This window comes from Corallococcus macrosporus (assembly GCF_017302985.1).
GTDB lineage: Bacteria > Myxococcota > Myxococcia > Myxococcales > Myxococcaceae > Corallococcus > Corallococcus macrosporus_A.
Genome location: NZ_JAFIMU010000007.1, coordinates 3,408,213 through 3,424,312 on the forward strand (window position 1 = coordinate 3,408,213; position 16,100 = coordinate 3,424,312).

General features: G+C 68.4%; 14 protein-coding genes. 8 read left to right on the forward strand and 6 right to left on the reverse strand.

Features of this window, described 5'->3' with window-relative positions:
* Positions 1–165: 165 nt before the first annotated feature.
* On the forward strand, positions 166–573 hold the full coding sequence (locus tag JYK02_RS26655; protein ID WP_207055041.1) for a type II secretion system protein GspG: 408 nt from the start codon (positions 166–168) through the stop codon (positions 571–573).
* Between the two features lie 193 nt (positions 574–766).
* On the opposite strand, the gene JYK02_RS26660 is transcribed toward JYK02_RS26655, so the two are convergent.
* Positions 767–1,240, reverse strand: a complete 474-nt coding sequence (locus JYK02_RS26660) for a YchJ family protein (RefSeq protein WP_207055042.1) — start codon at positions 1,238–1,240, stop codon at positions 767–769.
* A gap of 125 nt (positions 1,241–1,365) precedes the next feature.
* Between JYK02_RS26660 and JYK02_RS26665 the strand changes: the two genes are divergently transcribed.
* The 5 genes from JYK02_RS26665 (at position 1,366) to JYK02_RS26685 (ending at position 6,796) form a co-directional block, all read left to right on the forward strand.
* The gene (locus tag JYK02_RS26665) at positions 1,366–2,259 is read left to right on the forward strand and encodes an undecaprenyl-diphosphate phosphatase (RefSeq protein ID WP_207055043.1); all 894 of its coding nucleotides are present in this window, start codon (positions 1,366–1,368) and stop codon (positions 2,257–2,259) included.
* A 14-nt stretch (positions 2,260–2,273) separates the two neighbouring features.
* A complete protein-coding gene (locus JYK02_RS26670) occupies positions 2,274–2,897 on the forward strand; it encodes an NUDIX domain-containing protein (protein WP_207055045.1) in 624 nt (207 codons plus the stop codon).
* Between the two features lie 125 nt (positions 2,898–3,022).
* Positions 3,023–3,946 (forward strand): methyltransferase, encoded by a 924-nt coding sequence (locus tag JYK02_RS26675; RefSeq protein ID WP_207055046.1) that lies wholly within the window; start codon positions 3,023–3,025, stop codon positions 3,944–3,946.
* Positions 3,947–4,292: 346 nt separating this feature from the next.
* Positions 4,293–6,101, forward strand: coding sequence for an SH3 domain-containing protein (locus tag JYK02_RS26680; RefSeq protein WP_207055048.1), 1,809 nt, complete (start codon positions 4,293–4,295; stop codon positions 6,099–6,101).
* The gene (locus tag JYK02_RS26685; RefSeq protein WP_207055049.1) at positions 6,098–6,796 is read left to right on the forward strand and encodes a hypothetical protein; all 699 of its coding nucleotides are present in this window, start codon (positions 6,098–6,100) and stop codon (positions 6,794–6,796) included. Before JYK02_RS26680 ends, JYK02_RS26685 begins: the two co-directional genes overlap by 4 nt.
* A 136-nt stretch (positions 6,797–6,932) precedes the next feature.
* On the opposite strand, the gene JYK02_RS26690 is transcribed toward JYK02_RS26685, so the two are convergent.
* From JYK02_RS26690 to JYK02_RS26705, 4 genes are all read right to left on the reverse strand, one after another.
* Entirely contained in the window at positions 6,933–7,526 is a 594-nt protein-coding gene (locus JYK02_RS26690) for a hypothetical protein (protein ID WP_207055050.1), read from the reverse strand.
* A gap of 3 nt (positions 7,527–7,529) precedes the next feature.
* On the reverse strand, positions 7,530–9,884 hold the full coding sequence (locus JYK02_RS26695; RefSeq protein ID WP_242588908.1) for a hypothetical protein: 2,355 nt from the start codon (positions 9,882–9,884) through the stop codon (positions 7,530–7,532).
* A gap of 131 nt (positions 9,885–10,015) precedes the next feature.
* Complete coding sequence (locus tag JYK02_RS26700) at positions 10,016–11,371, reverse strand: sigma-54-dependent transcriptional regulator (RefSeq protein WP_207055051.1); 1,356 nt, start codon at positions 11,369–11,371, stop codon at positions 10,016–10,018.
* On the reverse strand, positions 11,368–12,600 hold the full coding sequence (locus JYK02_RS26705) for a sensor histidine kinase (protein ID WP_242588909.1): 1,233 nt from the start codon (positions 12,598–12,600) through the stop codon (positions 11,368–11,370). Before JYK02_RS26705 ends, JYK02_RS26700 begins: the two co-directional genes overlap by 4 nt.
* 138 nt (positions 12,601–12,738) lie before the next feature.
* On the opposite strand from JYK02_RS26705, the gene JYK02_RS26710 reads away from it, so the two are divergent.
* Complete coding sequence (locus JYK02_RS26710) at positions 12,739–14,109, forward strand: serine hydrolase domain-containing protein (protein WP_242588910.1); 1,371 nt, start codon at positions 12,739–12,741, stop codon at positions 14,107–14,109.
* Positions 14,110–14,177: 68 nt separating this feature from the next.
* Positions 14,178–14,609, forward strand: coding sequence for a hypothetical protein (locus tag JYK02_RS39900; protein WP_242588911.1), 432 nt, complete (start codon positions 14,178–14,180; stop codon positions 14,607–14,609).
* Between the two features lie 15 nt (positions 14,610–14,624).
* Here the strand turns inward: JYK02_RS39900 and JYK02_RS26720 are convergent, their stop codons facing one another.
* Positions 14,625–16,097 (reverse strand): MBOAT family protein, encoded by a 1,473-nt coding sequence (locus tag JYK02_RS26720; protein WP_207055053.1) that lies wholly within the window; start codon positions 16,095–16,097, stop codon positions 14,625–14,627.
* Positions 16,098–16,100: the final 3 nt, after the last annotated feature.

Consider the following 16,100-nt stretch of genomic DNA (forward strand, 5'->3'; position numbering starts at 1 on the left):
TGCCGCTTCGCCACGCGGGATGCGCGCGGTGACATGACACGGTGGCGCGTCGCACAGGACCTTCGCGCCAGAAAGACAGACATGGCCTTTCGAGTTGAGGGGCCGCGAGGGTGGAGGGGCGCGGGCCTGCTGATTGCAATCACAGCCATCCCGGGAGGCAGGGACATGGCAAGAGCGCAGCGACGTCAGCGGGGCATGACGCTGTTGGAGATCATGGTCGTCATCACCATCCTGGGGCTCATCGCCGCCGTCGTGGGCGTGTCGGTGCTGGACCAGTTCGGGGATGCGAAGCAGAAACGGGTGAAGCTGGACTTCGGCTCGCTGGGCCAGGGCCTCCAGCTGTACGCGATGAAGCGGGGGCGGCTGCCGGACACCTCCACGGGGCTGCGCGCGCTGGTGGAGGACCGCATCCTCACCGAGCTGCCCCGCGACCCGTGGGGCAACGACTACGTGTACACGCTGGACCGGGGCGTGCCGGCCATCGTGTCACTGGGCGCGGATGGCGCTCCGGGCGGCGACGGGGATGCGCAGGACCTGTCGTCGCTCGACCGGGACGCGCGGTCCCGGGAGTGACGGACGGTCGGGAAAAGGGTGCTGCCCGAGTGGAGAAGCCACGTTGGGTGGCGTGATAGGCCAGGACGGATTCGAACCGTGAGTTCCCTTGAGGGGAACCTTACCAGGGCGTGTAGGGCCTCTTCGGCCGGGCAGCACTCCCAGGGACGCAGGCGCCGCGGAAATCCTGACGGGGGATTTTCGCGGGCCTTTTTCAGTCCACCGCGAAGGTGTCGAGCGTGAGGGTTTCCGGAGGGACCTTCAGCTCGCGCGGCAGCTTGAGGACGCCGTCCAGGTAGCGCCAGCCGGTGCCGTCGTGGCGGAAGTCCGAGCGCTCCACGAAGGACTGGTCCTTTCCCTTCTCGAACACCTTGGCGAAGAAGAGCACGCGGGACAGCCCCGTCGCGTCCGGAGGCTGGTGGCCCAGCACCACCAGCCCCGGGTACTGGTGCGCCTGCGCGAAGGCGCGCAGCTCGCGCACGACGTCCGCTTCCGGACGGGCCCGCATGGGGTGGTCGGGGTGGAGCGTCTTCCACAGGTAGGCGGCTTCACGCAGGGCGAAGGCGCTGTAGCGGCTGCGCATGAGGCGCTCGGCGTCGGGGGCTTCCGCCTCGGCTTGGTGGAAGGGGGCGCAGCACTGCTTGTAGCGCTGGCCGGAGGAGCAGGGACACAGGGGGGCGGGGGGCATGGCGGGGCCCAGCCTACCCGGGTTGCCGGGGCGGACGGTCGGGTGGCGGACCCGGGCCGGGGTGTGGGGAACCTTCGCGCTTGCGGGGCAGGGGGGCAGGGCATATCCCTGGCGGCCACGCCCCTATGAGCCTGCTCGAAGCCATTGTCCTGGGTCTGGTCCAGGGTCTCACGGAGTTCCTGCCCATCAGCTCCACCGCGCACCTGCGCATCGCGCCGGAGCTGTTCGGCTGGCCCGACCCGGGCGCCGCGTACTCGGCCATCATCCAGTTGGGCACGGTGGCCGCGGTGCTCATCTACTTCCGCAAGGACATCGTCGCGCTGGTGAAGGCGTTCGTCGTGGGGCTGGTGAAGCGCGACCCGTTCGGCACGCTGGAGGCGCGGCTCGCGTGGTTCGTGGGCGTGGGCACGCTGCCCATCGGCATCTGTGGGCTGGCGTTCAAGAAGCTCATCGAGACGCAGTTCCGGTCGCTCTACGTCATCGCGTTCAGCCTCATCGTGCTGGCCATCGTGCTGTTCGTCGTGGAGAAGCGCGCGTCGCACCAGCGCACCGTGGCGGACATGACGTGGAAGGACGGCATCCTCATCGGCCTGTGGCAGGCGCTGGCGCTGGTGCCGGGCTCGTCGCGCTCCGGCACGACGCTCACGGGCGGCCTGTCGCTGGGGCTCAAGCGCGAGGACGCCGCGCGCTACTCGTTCCTCCTGTCCATCCCGGCCACGACGCTGGCGGGCATCTTCGAGTTGAAGCACCTGCTGGAGGCCACGCAGCGTCCGTCGACGGTGGCACTGGTGGTGGGGACGCTGGTGGCCTTCCTGTCGGGCATGGCCGCCATCGCATGGCTGTTGAGCTTCCTGAAGCGGCGCACCACCCTGGTGTTCGTGGTGTACCGCATCGCGCTGGGCCTGGTGCTGCTGGGGCTGTTGCAGGCGAGCATCCTCAAGCCGATGTCCGGCGTGGAGAACCTGTCGACGCCCGACGCCCCGACGAAGCCGCCGGTGGAGAAGCAGGTCACGGATTGAGGAAGGGGGAGGTCGTGCGTGTGCAGGCCCTGTTCGATGCGCTGGAGACGCGGCTGAAGGCGAGGCCGGCGCTGACCTTCGAGTGGAAGGGCCGGGCGCTGCGAGAGGCCGCGGTGCTCCTGCCCCTGTTCGAGCGGGAGGGCGTGCCCTACGTGGTCTTCACCCGGAGGCCCGCCACCCTGCGCACGCACGCGGGGCAGTACGCGTTCCCGGGCGGCGGCCAGGAGGCGCGCGACGTCACGCCGCTGGAGACGGCGCTGCGTGAGACGGAGGAGGAACTGGGCATCTCGCGCGCGGGGGTGCGGGTGCTGGGCCTGCTGGACGAGACGCCCACCACGTCCGCGTACCGCATCCGTCCCTACGTGGGCGTCATCCCGGGGGACGGGACGTACGTGCCCAATCCGGTGGAGGTGGACCTGGTGCTGGAGGTGCCGCTGGTGCGCCTGCTGGACCCGGCCATCGTCCGCGTGGAGCGGCACACGTGGGAGGGCATGGAGCACGACGTGCACTTCTACACGCACGGAGAGCACGTCATCTGGGGCGCCACGGGGCGCATCCTGCGCAACTTCCTGCAGTTCGTGGCGGAGGTGCCGGGCATCCAGGGGCTCCTGGACGCTCCCCCGCCTGCTGGGCACTGAGCCCCGGAGTCCATGCGGGCGGGCGGTCCGGGCGGAGGACGCCTTGTCGCTCTGTGGGGGCGGTCCCACGTTGAGGGACAGACCCTTCGAAGGGACGCGACGTGGACGGTGGCGATGGGCACGGGATGGCAGAGGTGAGGGAAGCCGCGCTGACCGCGCTGGGAGAGGCCCTGCGAGCCACGGGCTATGCCTTCACGACGGTGACTCCGGAGACGCACCGGCGGGTGAATGAACGGCCGGGGGCGAAGGAGGCCCATTCGCTGCGGGACGTGTTCGGGTGGAGCCGCCGCTTCAGGCCGGGCGTGGTGGAGCCGCGGATGCTGGCGCTGCTGGAGCAGGCGGGCGCGCTGGTGGACTGCAAGGACGGGACGCACCGGAGCCGGGTGCGGTTCTCCACGCTGGGGACGGGGCTGTATGTCCATTCCGCGTGGCCCACGTCGGAGAAGGACGCGGTGTTCTTCGGGCCGGACACGTACCGGTTCTGCGCGTTGCTCCAGCGGGTGCCGGGCACGTTCCGGCGCGCGGTGGACCTGGGCTGCGGCTCCGGAGCCGGTGGGCTGTCGGTGGCGCAGCGGAGCAGGGAATTGGTGCTCGCGGACCTGAACCCGTTGGCGCTGGAGTACTCGCGGGTGAACGCGCGGCTGAACGGCGCGCATGCGGTGGAGGCGGTGCACTCGGACCTGCTGCGGGACGTGTCGGGCCGGTTCGACCTCATCATGGCGAACCCGCCGTACCTGGCGGACACGGACGGCCGCACGTACCGCGATGGCGGCGGCACGCACGGCACGGAGCTGTCGGTGCGCATCGTGCGGGAGAGCGTGGAGCGCCTGGAGCCAGGAGGCACGCTGGTGCTCTACACAGGCGCGCCGGTGGTGGAGGGAGAGGACCTGCTGCGCACCGCGCTGGAGCCGGTGTGCCGGAGCGCGCCCCTCACGGACGTGGTCTACGAAGAACTGGATCCCGACGTCTTCGGCGAGGAGCTGGAGAAGGAGCCCTACGCCGGCGTGGAGCGCATCGCGCTGGTGGCCCTGACCGCCCGGCGAAGTTGAGGAGGCGCCAACCCGCTCCAGTCTCCTGGGGTTCTTGCCGTCGATGGCGCGCCAAAGGTCGCCGAAGCTCCCGCCTTCCAGGACCTGGCCGGTTGGCTCGCGTCGGACGGTTCTCGCGCGGTTGCCATATCGTCACTGGGTTTGTTGAGCTGCCTGCGCCAGAGGAACGCTCAACTCAATTGGGGTGGGTTCAATCGCTCCCACCACGCCTTGGGCGTGGATGTGCTCGACGAAAAGAAACTCATGCGGTTGGCCACGCAGTCAGGCATTCGGTGCCGCGAGCCGCCCCTGCGACAGGGATGCGTGATCGGCTATCCTGCTCCCAACCATTACTGATGGGGGAGTGATGTCGAACCAATGGGTTCTGTCTGGGGCATCCTCGGACTATGCCTATCTCGTCGTCTGGTCCAAGGATGCGGCGACGCAGGACACCCGTCGACGAGTCTCTCCCTTCCAGGCCTGCGCAGCGCTCGAACAGTGGCTCCGCTTGAACAAGCAAAGTCTTGGGGAAATCTATGACCGCCTGGGCGAGGGGCGGGTGCAAGGGGCTTCATGCGTGCAGACGCTGCCGGATGACGGGCTCATCAGGCGCCGCGTATCCGAAGCGCTTCTGTCGGGCCGGCTGATCGCCATTGAAAACAAGCCACAAATCGGTGCTGGAGCCGGTTTCGATGGGGATGCCCCTGTCTCAAACAGAAGCCCAGTCCCACAGAAACAAATGATTCTCCGGCTTGGAGTTGCCTATAGGCCAGAGGGAGTCAACTTGCGCGAGGCGCCATCGCCCGATGCGCGTGTTTTGATGCGCTTGGGTTTCAATTCTCGCGTCTTCGTTGACTCACACGACAACGGGTGGCTCTTCGTCTCCACTGATAAAGGGAATTTCGGCTACTGTGTTGCGTCGCACATCGACACCCGCTTGCCCGAGCCTCACGCACGGGTTCATTGGGTTCAGAGCGGTGATTCGGCGCTCTCAATCTCGCACAGGTACTACGGCGGGATGGCTCAGTGGGGAAGTGACCATCGCTTTTACGTGGAGGGCCTTGTCTACGCCAATTTGAACTCCAGGCAACAAGGCATCTACAAGGAAGACCCTGCGGCTGGTTGGGACACCACGAGCGTGACCGCAGGCCGGATGATTTGGATTCCCAGCCTCGCGTTCTTGAAATCGCTTCGCGGAAAGGTCTCGTCCGAATCATTCACCTACGACGCGTGGACGACAGCGAAATGGGCAGCCGATGCGGTCGCCGACTTCAGCGTTGGAACCGCGGCCTTCATCGCAGGGATCATCCACGGCGCACTCGAGTCGTTGTGGGACGTCCTGGTCGGGTTCAAGGACCTGGCGGTGATGCTCTGGGACATCCTTTCCAGTCTGCTCACCGGGAACCTGCTTTCGGACGCCCGTACTCTTTGGAACGATGTAAGCAAGACTGACTGGAACACGCTCGCGCATGGCTGGGTGGCTCGTTTCGACGAGCAATGGAACGATTCCCAGGTGCTCCGGCGCTGGCACTTTCGGGGCTGGGTGATTGGCTATGTTCTCATGGAAGCCCTGATGCTCTTCTGCTCGGGAGGCATGGTCCAGGGCATCAAGTGGGTGGGGAAATCGTCCAAGGCTTCGAAATTCATCAAGTCCCTGCCGCAGGTGCAGAAACTCGCCAGGACGGTCAAGGAAAGCAACGCGTTCCAAAAGGTCGCCAGGGCATTGGGCAAAGGCGCACCTCTCGCTGAGAATGCAACGGATGCCAAGAGGTGGATAGAGCGGCTCCTCCTCAATCCTAAACGCATCTGGGGTAAGGGTCCGGATCAGATCGCGGAGGTCTTCCGACAAGCAGGGTATAAAGTCGAGATAGCGCCATCGACCAAAGGATCGAGACTTTCCAAGCAAATCCAGATCAAGAACTCCGACATCCAGAACATCCAGGTCCACCCAGGAGGGGGAAGGCACGGTGGTTCCTATTACAAGCTTTCCACCTCCTCCAAGGGGATCCTCAAGGTGGTTGACCGGGCGACGTATATTCCGACATTGGGCGAGAAGGCGACCATCATCTACGTGGATGTCGGTCTCCAAGGCTGGATGCTGCAAGCGGCCACTGCGAATGCTGCGATGCAGAACGCTCTGGATGAGCTCGGCGCTGATGGTGGGGGTGATAGATGAGACGGAAGATTGTTGTTCATGTGCACGGTGTCGCTTCGCCTGAGGAGGCGGAGCAGCTTGAGTCGTTGGGCGTAGACCTCGTGGGTGTGGTGATGGGCAGTCACACCGCAGGGCGGGTTGTTGGCGGCGACGACGTTCCTTTGATCGCAGCGAGCCTCAAGCGGGCTCGGCTGTGCGTGGAGCCCCTGGGGGGGGCAGCGGCTCTGGATGCCAGAACAGCACAGCGTATGGGAGTTCGAGTGGTGCAGGTGCCTTGGGGAACGGAGGTGACTACGGGATGGCGCCAAGCACTCGCGCATGCAGGAGTCGAGTGGGCACTCATGCGGGTGGCTGCCGAGGCGGACGATGATCCTGCATGGGTGAGGACACGACTGGTGGACACAGGCGCGCCTCCGCCTGCATGGGCACAGGTGGAAATCTGCCCATCGCTTGATGATGGCTGGCGCATCATCCGCGAGTTGAATGAGAGTGAATTGGATGCTCACGACCTCAATGTGATCGCCTCGGAGATTCCTGTCCTGTTCTCCCTTCCCCTATCGCTTGAAGACGTTCACGACGTGTGTCAGGGATTGAGTCATGCGAAGGGTTTCTCTTTCGTTCTTGGAGATCAGTCAGGCATGGCCCCAGGTGCTCATCACATCACCTTGGAGCAGTTGAACATGCTGTTGGGGCGGTTGGACACCGAGGGGCAGTGAGGGCGAGGACAGAGCTTTTGGCAATAAATGATGTCAGTTGACGGGACATGCGTTGCAGTGCTCCGCTCAACAATGATCCAACAGGCTGTTGGACGATTGCGGCCTCGTTCAATGCATTGGGAACGCTGACGCCGGATCAGGGCTGACGTTTGACGTCGCAGCGGGCGGAGGCCTTCCTGGCGAGGTCCTCCGCCACGGAGCGCAGGAGGCTTCCCAGGACGGGCGTCCCGGAGGACGCGGGCTCTGACTGCGTGAGCCAGCGCGCCATGCGGCCCAGGCTCGCGGCCGTCACGACCTGGAGCCTGACCTCCACCTGGATGACGAAGTGCTCGTCCGCTTCGGGCCTGGCCTCCAGCGTCCAGGCCATTCGCTCCAGCTCCAGCGTCGCCACGCCTCCTGGCAGCTCCCTTCCGTCCAGCAGGTAGCCCGCGCTCGTGAACGCGAGCACCTGGGTCAGCCTCGCGCTGTCCACGTGCGCGTCGAACCAGAAGGCCCGGCGGCGCCAGAGCGTCAGCTCCACCTCCAGCTTCCCCGCGAGCCCCAGCCGTACCAGCCGGTCCAGCTCCGGGGAGATGAAGGCGCGTGCCTCCGGCCGGACCGTCACGCGCCTTCCGGAGAGCGTCGCCGTGCAGGCCGCGGACGCTTCTTCCGCCCGCGCTCCGGACGCGAGCAGGCACGCCGCGACGACGAGCGCCGCGCCACGCCTGCTCTGGGTTGCGTGCCTTCCCATGGCTCAGAAGGTCCGGTTGAACAGCAGCCGCGCCTCGGGCGTGAGCCGGGCCTTGTCGTCGAGGCGCCACGCGGCCTCGAAGCGCACGTCGTCACCGAAGTGGAAGCTGCCACCCAGGCTCAGCTTCGCGTCCGACCACTCCGACGCCGCGTGCACCGAGCCCAGGTCCGCGAACACGCCCAGGCCGTGCCAGCGGTACTCGGCGCTCGCCAGCACCGAGCTGTCGCCTCCGCGGTACTCCTTGAAGCCGAAGCCCCGCAGCGCGCTCCAACCGCCCAGCGCCTCCTGCTTCTGGAGCGGCAGGTCGTGCCCCGTCGCGGCCCGCAGGCGCAGGCTCAGGCCCGTGTGCCAGTTGACCGGCAGGTCCATGGCGACGTCGCCCACCAGCTTCCAGAAGCGCGCATCCGCTCCGTCCGCCCCCGGCCCCTCGCCCACCTCCATCGTCACGAAGCCGCGCAGCGCGGGCTCGCGCTTCCAGCCTTCGTGGCGCTCGAAGAGGGACGTCTCCGGCGTGCGGAAGAGGGAGCCCACGCGCGTGCCCCGCTCCGCCGCGCCGCTGTACTCCAGCCGCAACACCGCCGAGCGGAAGCGCCCCTCGTTCACGGGCGCGTTCGGGAAGGGCGGGTGGTCGTTGCGGAAGAGGCTCAGCGGCGGGGTGAACGACTGGAGCGAGCTGACCGTGTCGCCGCGCACCTCCACGCCCGCGAGCCACGAGCGCTGCCAGCGCCAGGTGGCGAAGGCCGTGAACCCCTGACGGCGGAAGTAGTCCCGGTCCGGCCGGTTGATGAGGAACGAGTAGAAGTACGAGTCGAAGTCCCCCAGCCGCCAGCGGTCCAGCGTGTCGATGAAGTCATGCGCCTGCGCGCCCAGTTCCTCCAGCCCCAGCGCGGGCAGTTGCACCTTCGCGCCGCCCAGCAGGTTGACGCGGCGCTGACGGCGCGTGCCCTCGGGGTCGTCCGGCAGCCGCTGTCCGCCCAGCCGCAGGGGGATGAAGAAGGCCGCGTCCAGCGTCGTGTGCACCCGGTCCTTCGGGTCCCAGAAGCGCAGGTTCGCCTTGAGCCCCGGCGCGAAGCCCGTCACCTGCGTGTGCACGGGCAGCAGGTCCACGTCCAGGTCCGGCGGCCGCGGACGCACGTGCACGATGAGGCGCTTGCCCTCCATCGTGAGGCCTTCACTGCTGGCGTCGTCTCCGTCGTTGAAGAGCCGGCCCCAGCCCACCTCGAACTCCACGCGCTCGTGGCGCCGCGACTTGCGCGGGGCTTCCTCGCGGGTGCTGTAGCGGCGCGTGCCGTCGGCCTCGCGCTCCTCGACGATGCGCACCGTCGTGCGCTTCTCATCGAGGTCCTCGTTGTCCTCCCTCTGGAGGAACGGCAGCCGCGACTCCATGCGCTCGAGGGCGCGGCGCGCGTCACTGCGGAGGAAGACGCTGCCGGGCTCCAGGTTCAGGGCCTCCCGCACGCGAGCCGCCATCGGCTCGTCCACGCCGCGCACCTCCACGGACTCCAGCCGGCCTTCGTCCACGGTCACGACCAGCCGTCCCTCGGGAGACAGCGTCGCGGTCACCGTGGCCAGCAGGTAGCCCTCGTCCTCGCGGAGGGTCTGGAGGATGCGCTCGAGCGCGGCGTCCAGGCCGCCGAGCATGATGCCGGGCTGGAACTTCCCGTCGTCCCTTCGCGCCAGCCAGGGCCGGGGCGGACGCGGCGTGGGGCACTCGCTGACGACGCGCAGCGTCCCGTGGCGCTTGTGCAGCCGCAGCGTCGCGACCTCTTCCTGCGTGTCGTTGTTCTCGGGGAAGCGGGAGGGCAGCTTGAACAGCGCGTCCCACAGGTCATCGGGACGGAGCTCCTGAAGGCCCACGAACTCCACCGACGTGAGCGTGGGGTACTCCTCCAGATTCACCTCGAGCACCGCCGGCCCCTGCTCGCTGACGCGAACGCGGGGCTCCACGCGAGCGAAGAGGCCGGTGCGTGCCAGGCGCTGCAGCAGGGCCTGCACCTCGTTGCCTGTCAGGGTGCGTGAAGCGTCCGCGGGCGGTGCGCCCACGAGCTTGCGGACCTGCGGATCCGTGAGCCGCTGGAGCCCGCGAAGCTCCAGGCCCGTGGGCGTGAGTCCCTGGCCAGCGACCTCCACCTGCATGGCCCCAAGGACCGAGGAGTCCGCGGGCTCCGCCGAGTCCTCGCTGAAGCCCTCCGGGCACGTCGGGTAATCGGAGTCCTCTGAGGCGGTGGTGGCTTCAGGGGGAGTGTCGGTCGTGGATGCGGCGGAGGTGCCGGCATCCTGGGGAGGCTGGGCCAGGGCCGTGAACGAGAGGAAGCAGAGCGCCAGTGCGAGACGGTTCATGAAGGGCGGCAGGAGCATGGGCCGTTCCAGGCGGGGGCTCACGGCAAGTGCCCGGAACGACGAAGGGCGAGCAGGCGGGCGGATGTCATGGACACATCCGGATGTATCGGGCGGTTGTGGCCGTGACATCACCCCGCCTTCCCACGCGGTCAGGAATCAACGGGCAGGCCCAAGGCCTTGATGCGCCGGTAGAGGTTGCCCCGGTCCACCTGGAGGATGCGCGCGGCCCCGGCGATGCTCTCGCCTTCCCGGAGCGCGGCGCGGATGAGGTCCCGCTCGAAGTCCTCCACGTGCTCGCGGTAGCTCTTGTCTCCCAGCGCGCGGCGCGGTGCGGGCGCGGTGCCGGTGGGGGCCGCCACCGCGTCCGGCCTCAACTCCAGGGGACCCTCGCCCCGGAGCAGGTTCAGCCGCTCGATGACGTTGCGCAGCTCGCGCACGTTGCCGGGCCACGGATAGGCGCGCAGCGCGGCCTCCGCTCCTGGCGCGAGCACGAGCGGCGTGCGGGGGCCCGCGAGCTCCGCGGCGAAGACCCGCGCGAGGGGCAGCAGGTCCTCGGGGCGCTCGCGCAGCGGCGGCAGGTGCAGCGGCAGCACGTTGAGCCGGAAGAAGAGGTCCTGCCGGAAGCGGCCCTCCTTCACCGCGCGGCCCAGGTCCTGATGCGTCGCCGCCAGGATGCGCACGTCCACGGACACCGGCAGCGTGCCGCCCAGCCGCTCCACCTGTCGCGTCTCCAGCACGCGCAGCAGCTTGGCCTGGAGCTCCAGTGGCATGTCGCCCAGCTCGTCCAGGAACAGCGTGCCGCCCTGCGCCTGTTCGAAGCGGCCCGCCCGCCGTGCGACCGCGCCGGAGAAGGCGCCCCGCTCGTGGCCGAACAGCTCGCTCTCCAGCAGCGTCGAGGGGATGGCCGCGCAGTTGACCGCCACCAGCCGGCCCTTGCGCCCGGAGGCCTTGTGCAGCGCCTGCGCCACGCGCTCCTTGCCGGTGCCCGTCTCACCGGTGATCAGCACCGCCGTGTCGCTGGGGCCCACGCGCGCGATGAGCTGGCGCAGGGACTCCATGGCCGGGCTGTCGCCCACCAGGTGCCCAGGCTGGGCCAGCGCGTCCAGCAGCCGCTCCCGCTCCTCGCGCAGTGAGCCCAGCGCCAGTGCGTTGTGCAGCGCCGTGAGGAGCCGCTCGGGCGACGGGGGCTTCTCCACGAAGTCCGTGGCCCCCAGCTTCAGGGCCTGCACGGCCTCGGTAGGGGAGGCCTCGCCGGACAGGACGACCACCGGCACGGGCAGCGGCTTCGGCAGGCGCGCCAGCAGCTCCAGGCCCGTCTCGCCCGGCATGCGCAGGTCCAGCAGCATCAGCGCGGGGGGTGCGTCCGGCGCTTCGAGCAGACGCTGCGCCTCCGCGGTGGAGCGGGCCTCCACGGGAGAGAAGCCGCCGTCTTGCAGCAGTCCACGCACGGCCCGGAGCACACCGGGGTCGTCGTCGACGATGAGGATGCGGGCTCCGGGCTTCATGCGGCCACCTGGGAGACGTCGGAGGAGGGAATGCGCGGCAGCACCACCTGGGCCCGTGTGCCGCCCTGGGGGCCCGGCTCCAGGCGCAGACTGCCGCCGTGCTCGTGGGCGATCTTCTGCGCGATGGGCAGGCCCAGCCCGCTGCCTCCGGGCTTGGTGCTGAACAGCCCTCGCGTGAGGACGGGGCCCTCCAGCACTTCGGAGATGCCGCTGCCGCCGTCGCTCACGGTGACGTGCACGCGGCCGTCCTCCGCTTCGCGCAGCGCCACGTGGACGGGCGGGGCATCCGGCGGGGACGCTTCGGTGGCGTTCTTCACCAGGTTGCCGAAGAGGCGGCGCAGTCCGTCGGGGTCGGCGCGCAGCGACACCTCGTCGCCGGGGTCCAGCACCACGGGCACGGAGGAGGTGCCCTCGTACAGGGCGCACACCTCCGCGAGCAGCGGACGCAGCGCCACGTCCTGGAAGCGCGGGGCGGGCAGGCGCGCGAAGGTGGAGAAGCTCTGGGTCATGCGCATGAGCAGGTCCACCTCCTCCTGGAGGAGCGACACCGCTTCGGCGAGGCGCGTCGGGTCGGGCAGGGTGCCGGCATCCTGGGGGGACAGACGCGCGAGCGACAGCCTCATTGCGGTCAGCGGGTTCTTCAACTCGTGGGCGAGCGCGCGGGCCACGTCCTGCCACGCGGCGATCTGCTCGGCGGCCTTGAGGCGTTCGCGCTGGCCCAGCAACTCCTGGCCCATGCGGTTGAACTGGCCCAGGAGGAACTGGAGCTCGTCGCGCGCGGGTTCAGGCACGGGCAGGCGGACCGACAGGTCTCCGCGCGAGTAGGCCCGCATGCCTTCCAGCAGCGTGGCCATGGGGCGCGTGAGGACACGGCCCAGGAGCACCGCGGACACGGCCAGCACGACGGCGGCGAGGGCGCCCACGCCCACGATGAACACGGGCACGCGGCGCACCAGGGCCCGCCGCGCCAGCTCCGCCTGCGCCAGGTTCAGCCGGGCCTCGTCGAGCGCATCCGGCGGCAGCCCCCGGCGGGTCAGCTCGTCGGACACGCCGTCGAGCACGTCCTCCACGGGCGCGATGGAGATGGAGAGCACGCGCTCCAGCACGCCCTGCGCGAGCGCCCCCAGCAGCGCCAGTGGGATGAGGCCCGCGAGCAGCATCACCGCCAGCAGGCGCCGGCGGAAGCGGAACGGAGGCGGCGGTGGATCCACGGGCGGTGCGCGGTGCATCACACGCTGTTCATATCGCGGAGCGCCAGGGCCGTGGCCGTGCATCGTTCGGGTGGGCGGAGACTCTTCATGGGATGGCACGGCCCATGAGGGCCGGGCGTTGGGGGTCCCATGCGCAGATCCTGGATGTCGTTCGCGTTGGCCGTTGTCCTCCTGATGGTGGCCCCTCCCGCTCGGGCCCATGAGTCGCTTCGCGAGCGCATCGACGCGTACGTGCGCGCGGAGCAGAAGCGGCTGGGGATCCCGGGGCTCGCCGTGGGCGTGGTGAGCCACGGCCGGGTGGTGCTGGCGAAGGGATATGGCCTCGCGAACCTGGAGCACCAGGTCCCGGTGGGGACGGACACGCTCTTCCAGTCGGGCTCGCTGGGGAAGATGTTCACGGCGACGGCGCTGATGCTCCAGGTGGAGGCGGGGCGCGTGTCGTTGTCGGACAGCGTGACGAAGTATTTCCCGGATGCGCCCGCGACGTGGAAGCCCATCACGGTGCGCCATCTGTTGACGCACACGTCCGGCATCGCGGACCTGGAGGGGCTGCTCGACGAGCGCAAGGACTACACGGACCAACAGTTCGCGGAGTTCATCTACGCGCTGCCGCTGGATTTCCCGGCGGGGCTGCGGTGGCGCTACAGCAACTCCGGCTACGTGCTGCTGGGCATCCTGGTGAACCGCGTCGCGGGCATGACGTATCAGGAGGTGCTGGGGCGCCAGGTCTTCAAGCCCGCGGGCATGAAGACGGCGCGTGGCATCAGCGAGGCGGACGTCATCCCGAACCGTGCCGCGGGCTACCAGTTGGTGGGCGGCGTGGTGAAGAACCAGGGTTGGGTGTCGCCGTCGTTGAACACGACGGGGGACGGTTCGCTCTACGTCTCGTTGAAGGACCTGCTGGCCTGGGAGGAGGCGGTGGAGGAGCGCGCCATCCTGACGCGGGGCAGTTGGCGGGAGATGTTGTCGCCCGCGAAGTTGAACAGCGGCGCCACGTATCCGTACGGCTTCGGGTGGGAGGTGCTGGAGCGCAACGGCCAGCCGCTGCACCAGCACACGGGAGCGTGGCAGGGGTTCCGGACGGCCTACTCACGGTTCCTGGGGGATGAGCTGTCCATCGTGGTGCTGGCGAACCTGGACCGGGCGAATCCATCGCTGTTCGTGGAGGGCATCGCGGCCATCGTGAATCCGGCGCTCGCGGTGCCGCCGCTGGCACCCATTCCGGACCTGGAGCCGGAGATGACGGCGCGGCTCACGGAGTTGTTGGAGAAGACGCGGCAGGGCGCGTGGGAGCCGTCCATGTTCGCCTACGTGCCAGACTGGTACGTGGCGCAGGCGGGGCCGCTCTTCCAGTCCATCTTGCAGGGGCTGGGGCCCGCGGGTCCGCTGGTGCTAGCGAAGCGTGAGGTGAAAGGCGACGACCGCATCTACACGTACCTGGTGCAGTTCGGCACCGCGACCTGGCGCTACCGCGTGGGGCTGACCCCGGACGACCGCATCACCCTGTTCACCCTCCAGGTGAACTGAAGCGGTCAGGTACACTCGGCGGGACAGCGCGTCCCGTCGAGGGTGGACGGAGCGCTGTGGAGATTCCAGTGCTGAAGCCGCATCACGTGCTCCTCTTCGTCTCGCTTCTCCAGGACGGAGGGATGGATGGCCCGCGGACTGGTATTGCCGTCGAGAACGCAAGAACCGCACGCGAGCCCATGGTCGCGGAAGGCATCCAGTGGCCTGAAGACCTTCAGCCCCTGGCGACGCTGGATGGGCCCGCGGTTCTTGCAGCGCACGCCGCATTGCAGCGGAGGCTCTCCCGTTATCCCAAGGAGTACGCCAAGAGCTGTGCATTCTCCGCGAAGGGAATGGAAGTCATCGTGGGCGAAGAACGGGGGATGTACTTCGTCCGCATCAACCCTCGACCCGACAAGTGCGGTTGGGCGCCGGGCACGGTGCTCGGGTTCGACGAGTTCGAACTGTATGCCGTCTCACCCGAGGGCAAGGTGCTGGCTCGGTATCCGTACATGCCCTGAGCGAAGCGCGCGTACTCAGAACTGCAGGTACACGTACGGGCGGGTCTCCAGGGTGGAGAGCTGACGGATGCCCAGGCCCAGGAGCACCAGGACCACGGCCCTTGCCGGCGCGGGCAGCTTGAGGAACGCGAGCGCGGTCATGTCGTAGAGCTTCATCGGCACCGCGTGCGCGATGATTGCGATGGCCAGCATGCTCCAGACCAGCGGACCTACGTTCGCCAGGCCCGGGATTCCCGCCAGCATCCGCGCGTAGAACTCTCCCGCGTGCGCCATGTCCGGCGCCCGGAACACCACTCGCGTCAACACCACCAGCGTGAACGTGGCCAACATCCCCAACGCCACACGCACCGGCCCCGGCTCCTGCTGCTTGCCCCGGTACCACCACCAGCAGCGCACCGCGCACAACGCCACGCCGTGCACCGCGCCCCAGACCGCGAAGCGCCAGTCCGCCCCGTGCCACAGGCCTCCCAGCACCATCACCATCATCAGGTTGAAACACACCCGCGGCTTCGACCGGCGGTTGCCGCCCAGCGGGATGTACAGGTAGTCCCGCAGCCATGACGACAGGCTCATGTGCCAGCGGTTCCAGAACTCGAACAGGTTCTTCGCCAGGTACGGCCGCGCGAAGTTCTCCGGGAACTTGAACCCGAACAGCGACGCCACGCCGATCGCGATGTCCGAGTACCCCGAGAAGTCGTAGTACAGCTCCAGCGTGTACGCGACCGCCGCCACCGCGCACTCCGCGGACGAGTACGCGTGCGGACTGCCGAACACCGGATCCACGATGCCGCTGCCCAGCACGTCCGCGATGACCAGCTTCTTCACCAACCCGACGGCGATGCGGAACAGCGCCTTGTTCCCGTCATCCGACGACAGCGAGGGCACTTCCCGGAAGTGCGCCATCAGCTCCGACGCCCGGACGATGGGCCCGCTCAACACGCGCGGGAAGAACAGCATGTAGAGCAGGTGCTCCACGAACGAGTGCTCGGAGCTCGCCTTCCCCCGGTACACGTCCACCGTGTAGCTGATGGACTGGAAGACGAAGAACGACAGGCCCACCGGCAACAACAGGTGGAAGGGCTCCGGCCGCACCTCCACGCCCCACGGCCCCAGCAGCGACGCCACCGTCCGGCGCAGCAGCTCCAGGTACTTGAAGCCCGCCAGCAGCCCCAGGTTGGAGACGATGGACAGCACCACCAGCGCCTTGCGCACGCCGGGCCGCTCCGTGCGCCCCATCCCCTTCACCAGCACGTGATCCACCGTCACGCCGGCCACGAAGATGAACAGCGGCACCAGCTTCACGATCAGCGCGCCGGGCGGCATCCCGCCCACGAACGCGGACAGCGGCACCCCGAGGAACGAGACGTAGACGAACAGGCTGGCCGTGAGCAGCAACAGCATCCGCGGCCAGTAGTAGCGGTGCAGCGCCCAGTAGAGCGCGAACACCAGGATGACGAAGATGACGTACTGGAGGCTGTGGGACAGCACGGC

Coding starts and splice junctions, on each gene's coding strand:
- JYK02_RS26655 (WP_207055041.1), top strand. CDS start 166: ATGGCAAGAGCGCAGCGACGTCAGCGGGGCATGACGCTGTTGGAGATC.
- JYK02_RS26660 (WP_207055042.1), bottom strand. CDS start 1,240: ATGCCCCCCGCCCCCCTGTGTCCCTGCTCCTCCGGCCAGCGCTACAAG.
- JYK02_RS26665 (WP_207055043.1), top strand. CDS start 1,366: ATGAGCCTGCTCGAAGCCATTGTCCTGGGTCTGGTCCAGGGTCTCACG.
- JYK02_RS26675 (WP_207055046.1), top strand. CDS start 3,023: ATGGCAGAGGTGAGGGAAGCCGCGCTGACCGCGCTGGGAGAGGCCCTG.
- JYK02_RS26680 (WP_207055048.1), top strand. CDS start 4,293: ATGTCGAACCAATGGGTTCTGTCTGGGGCATCCTCGGACTATGCCTAT.
- JYK02_RS26685 (WP_207055049.1), top strand. CDS start 6,098: ATGAGACGGAAGATTGTTGTTCATGTGCACGGTGTCGCTTCGCCTGAG.
- JYK02_RS26690 (WP_207055050.1), bottom strand. CDS start 7,526: ATGGGAAGGCACGCAACCCAGAGCAGGCGTGGCGCGGCGCTCGTCGTC.
- JYK02_RS26695 (WP_242588908.1), bottom strand. CDS start 9,884: ATGCTCCTGCCGCCCTTCATGAACCGTCTCGCACTGGCGCTCTGCTTC.
- JYK02_RS26700 (WP_207055051.1), bottom strand. CDS start 11,371: ATGAAGCCCGGAGCCCGCATCCTCATCGTCGACGACGACCCCGGTGTG.
- JYK02_RS26705 (WP_242588909.1), bottom strand. CDS start 12,600: ATGCACCGCGCACCGCCCGTGGATCCACCGCCGCCTCCGTTCCGCTTC.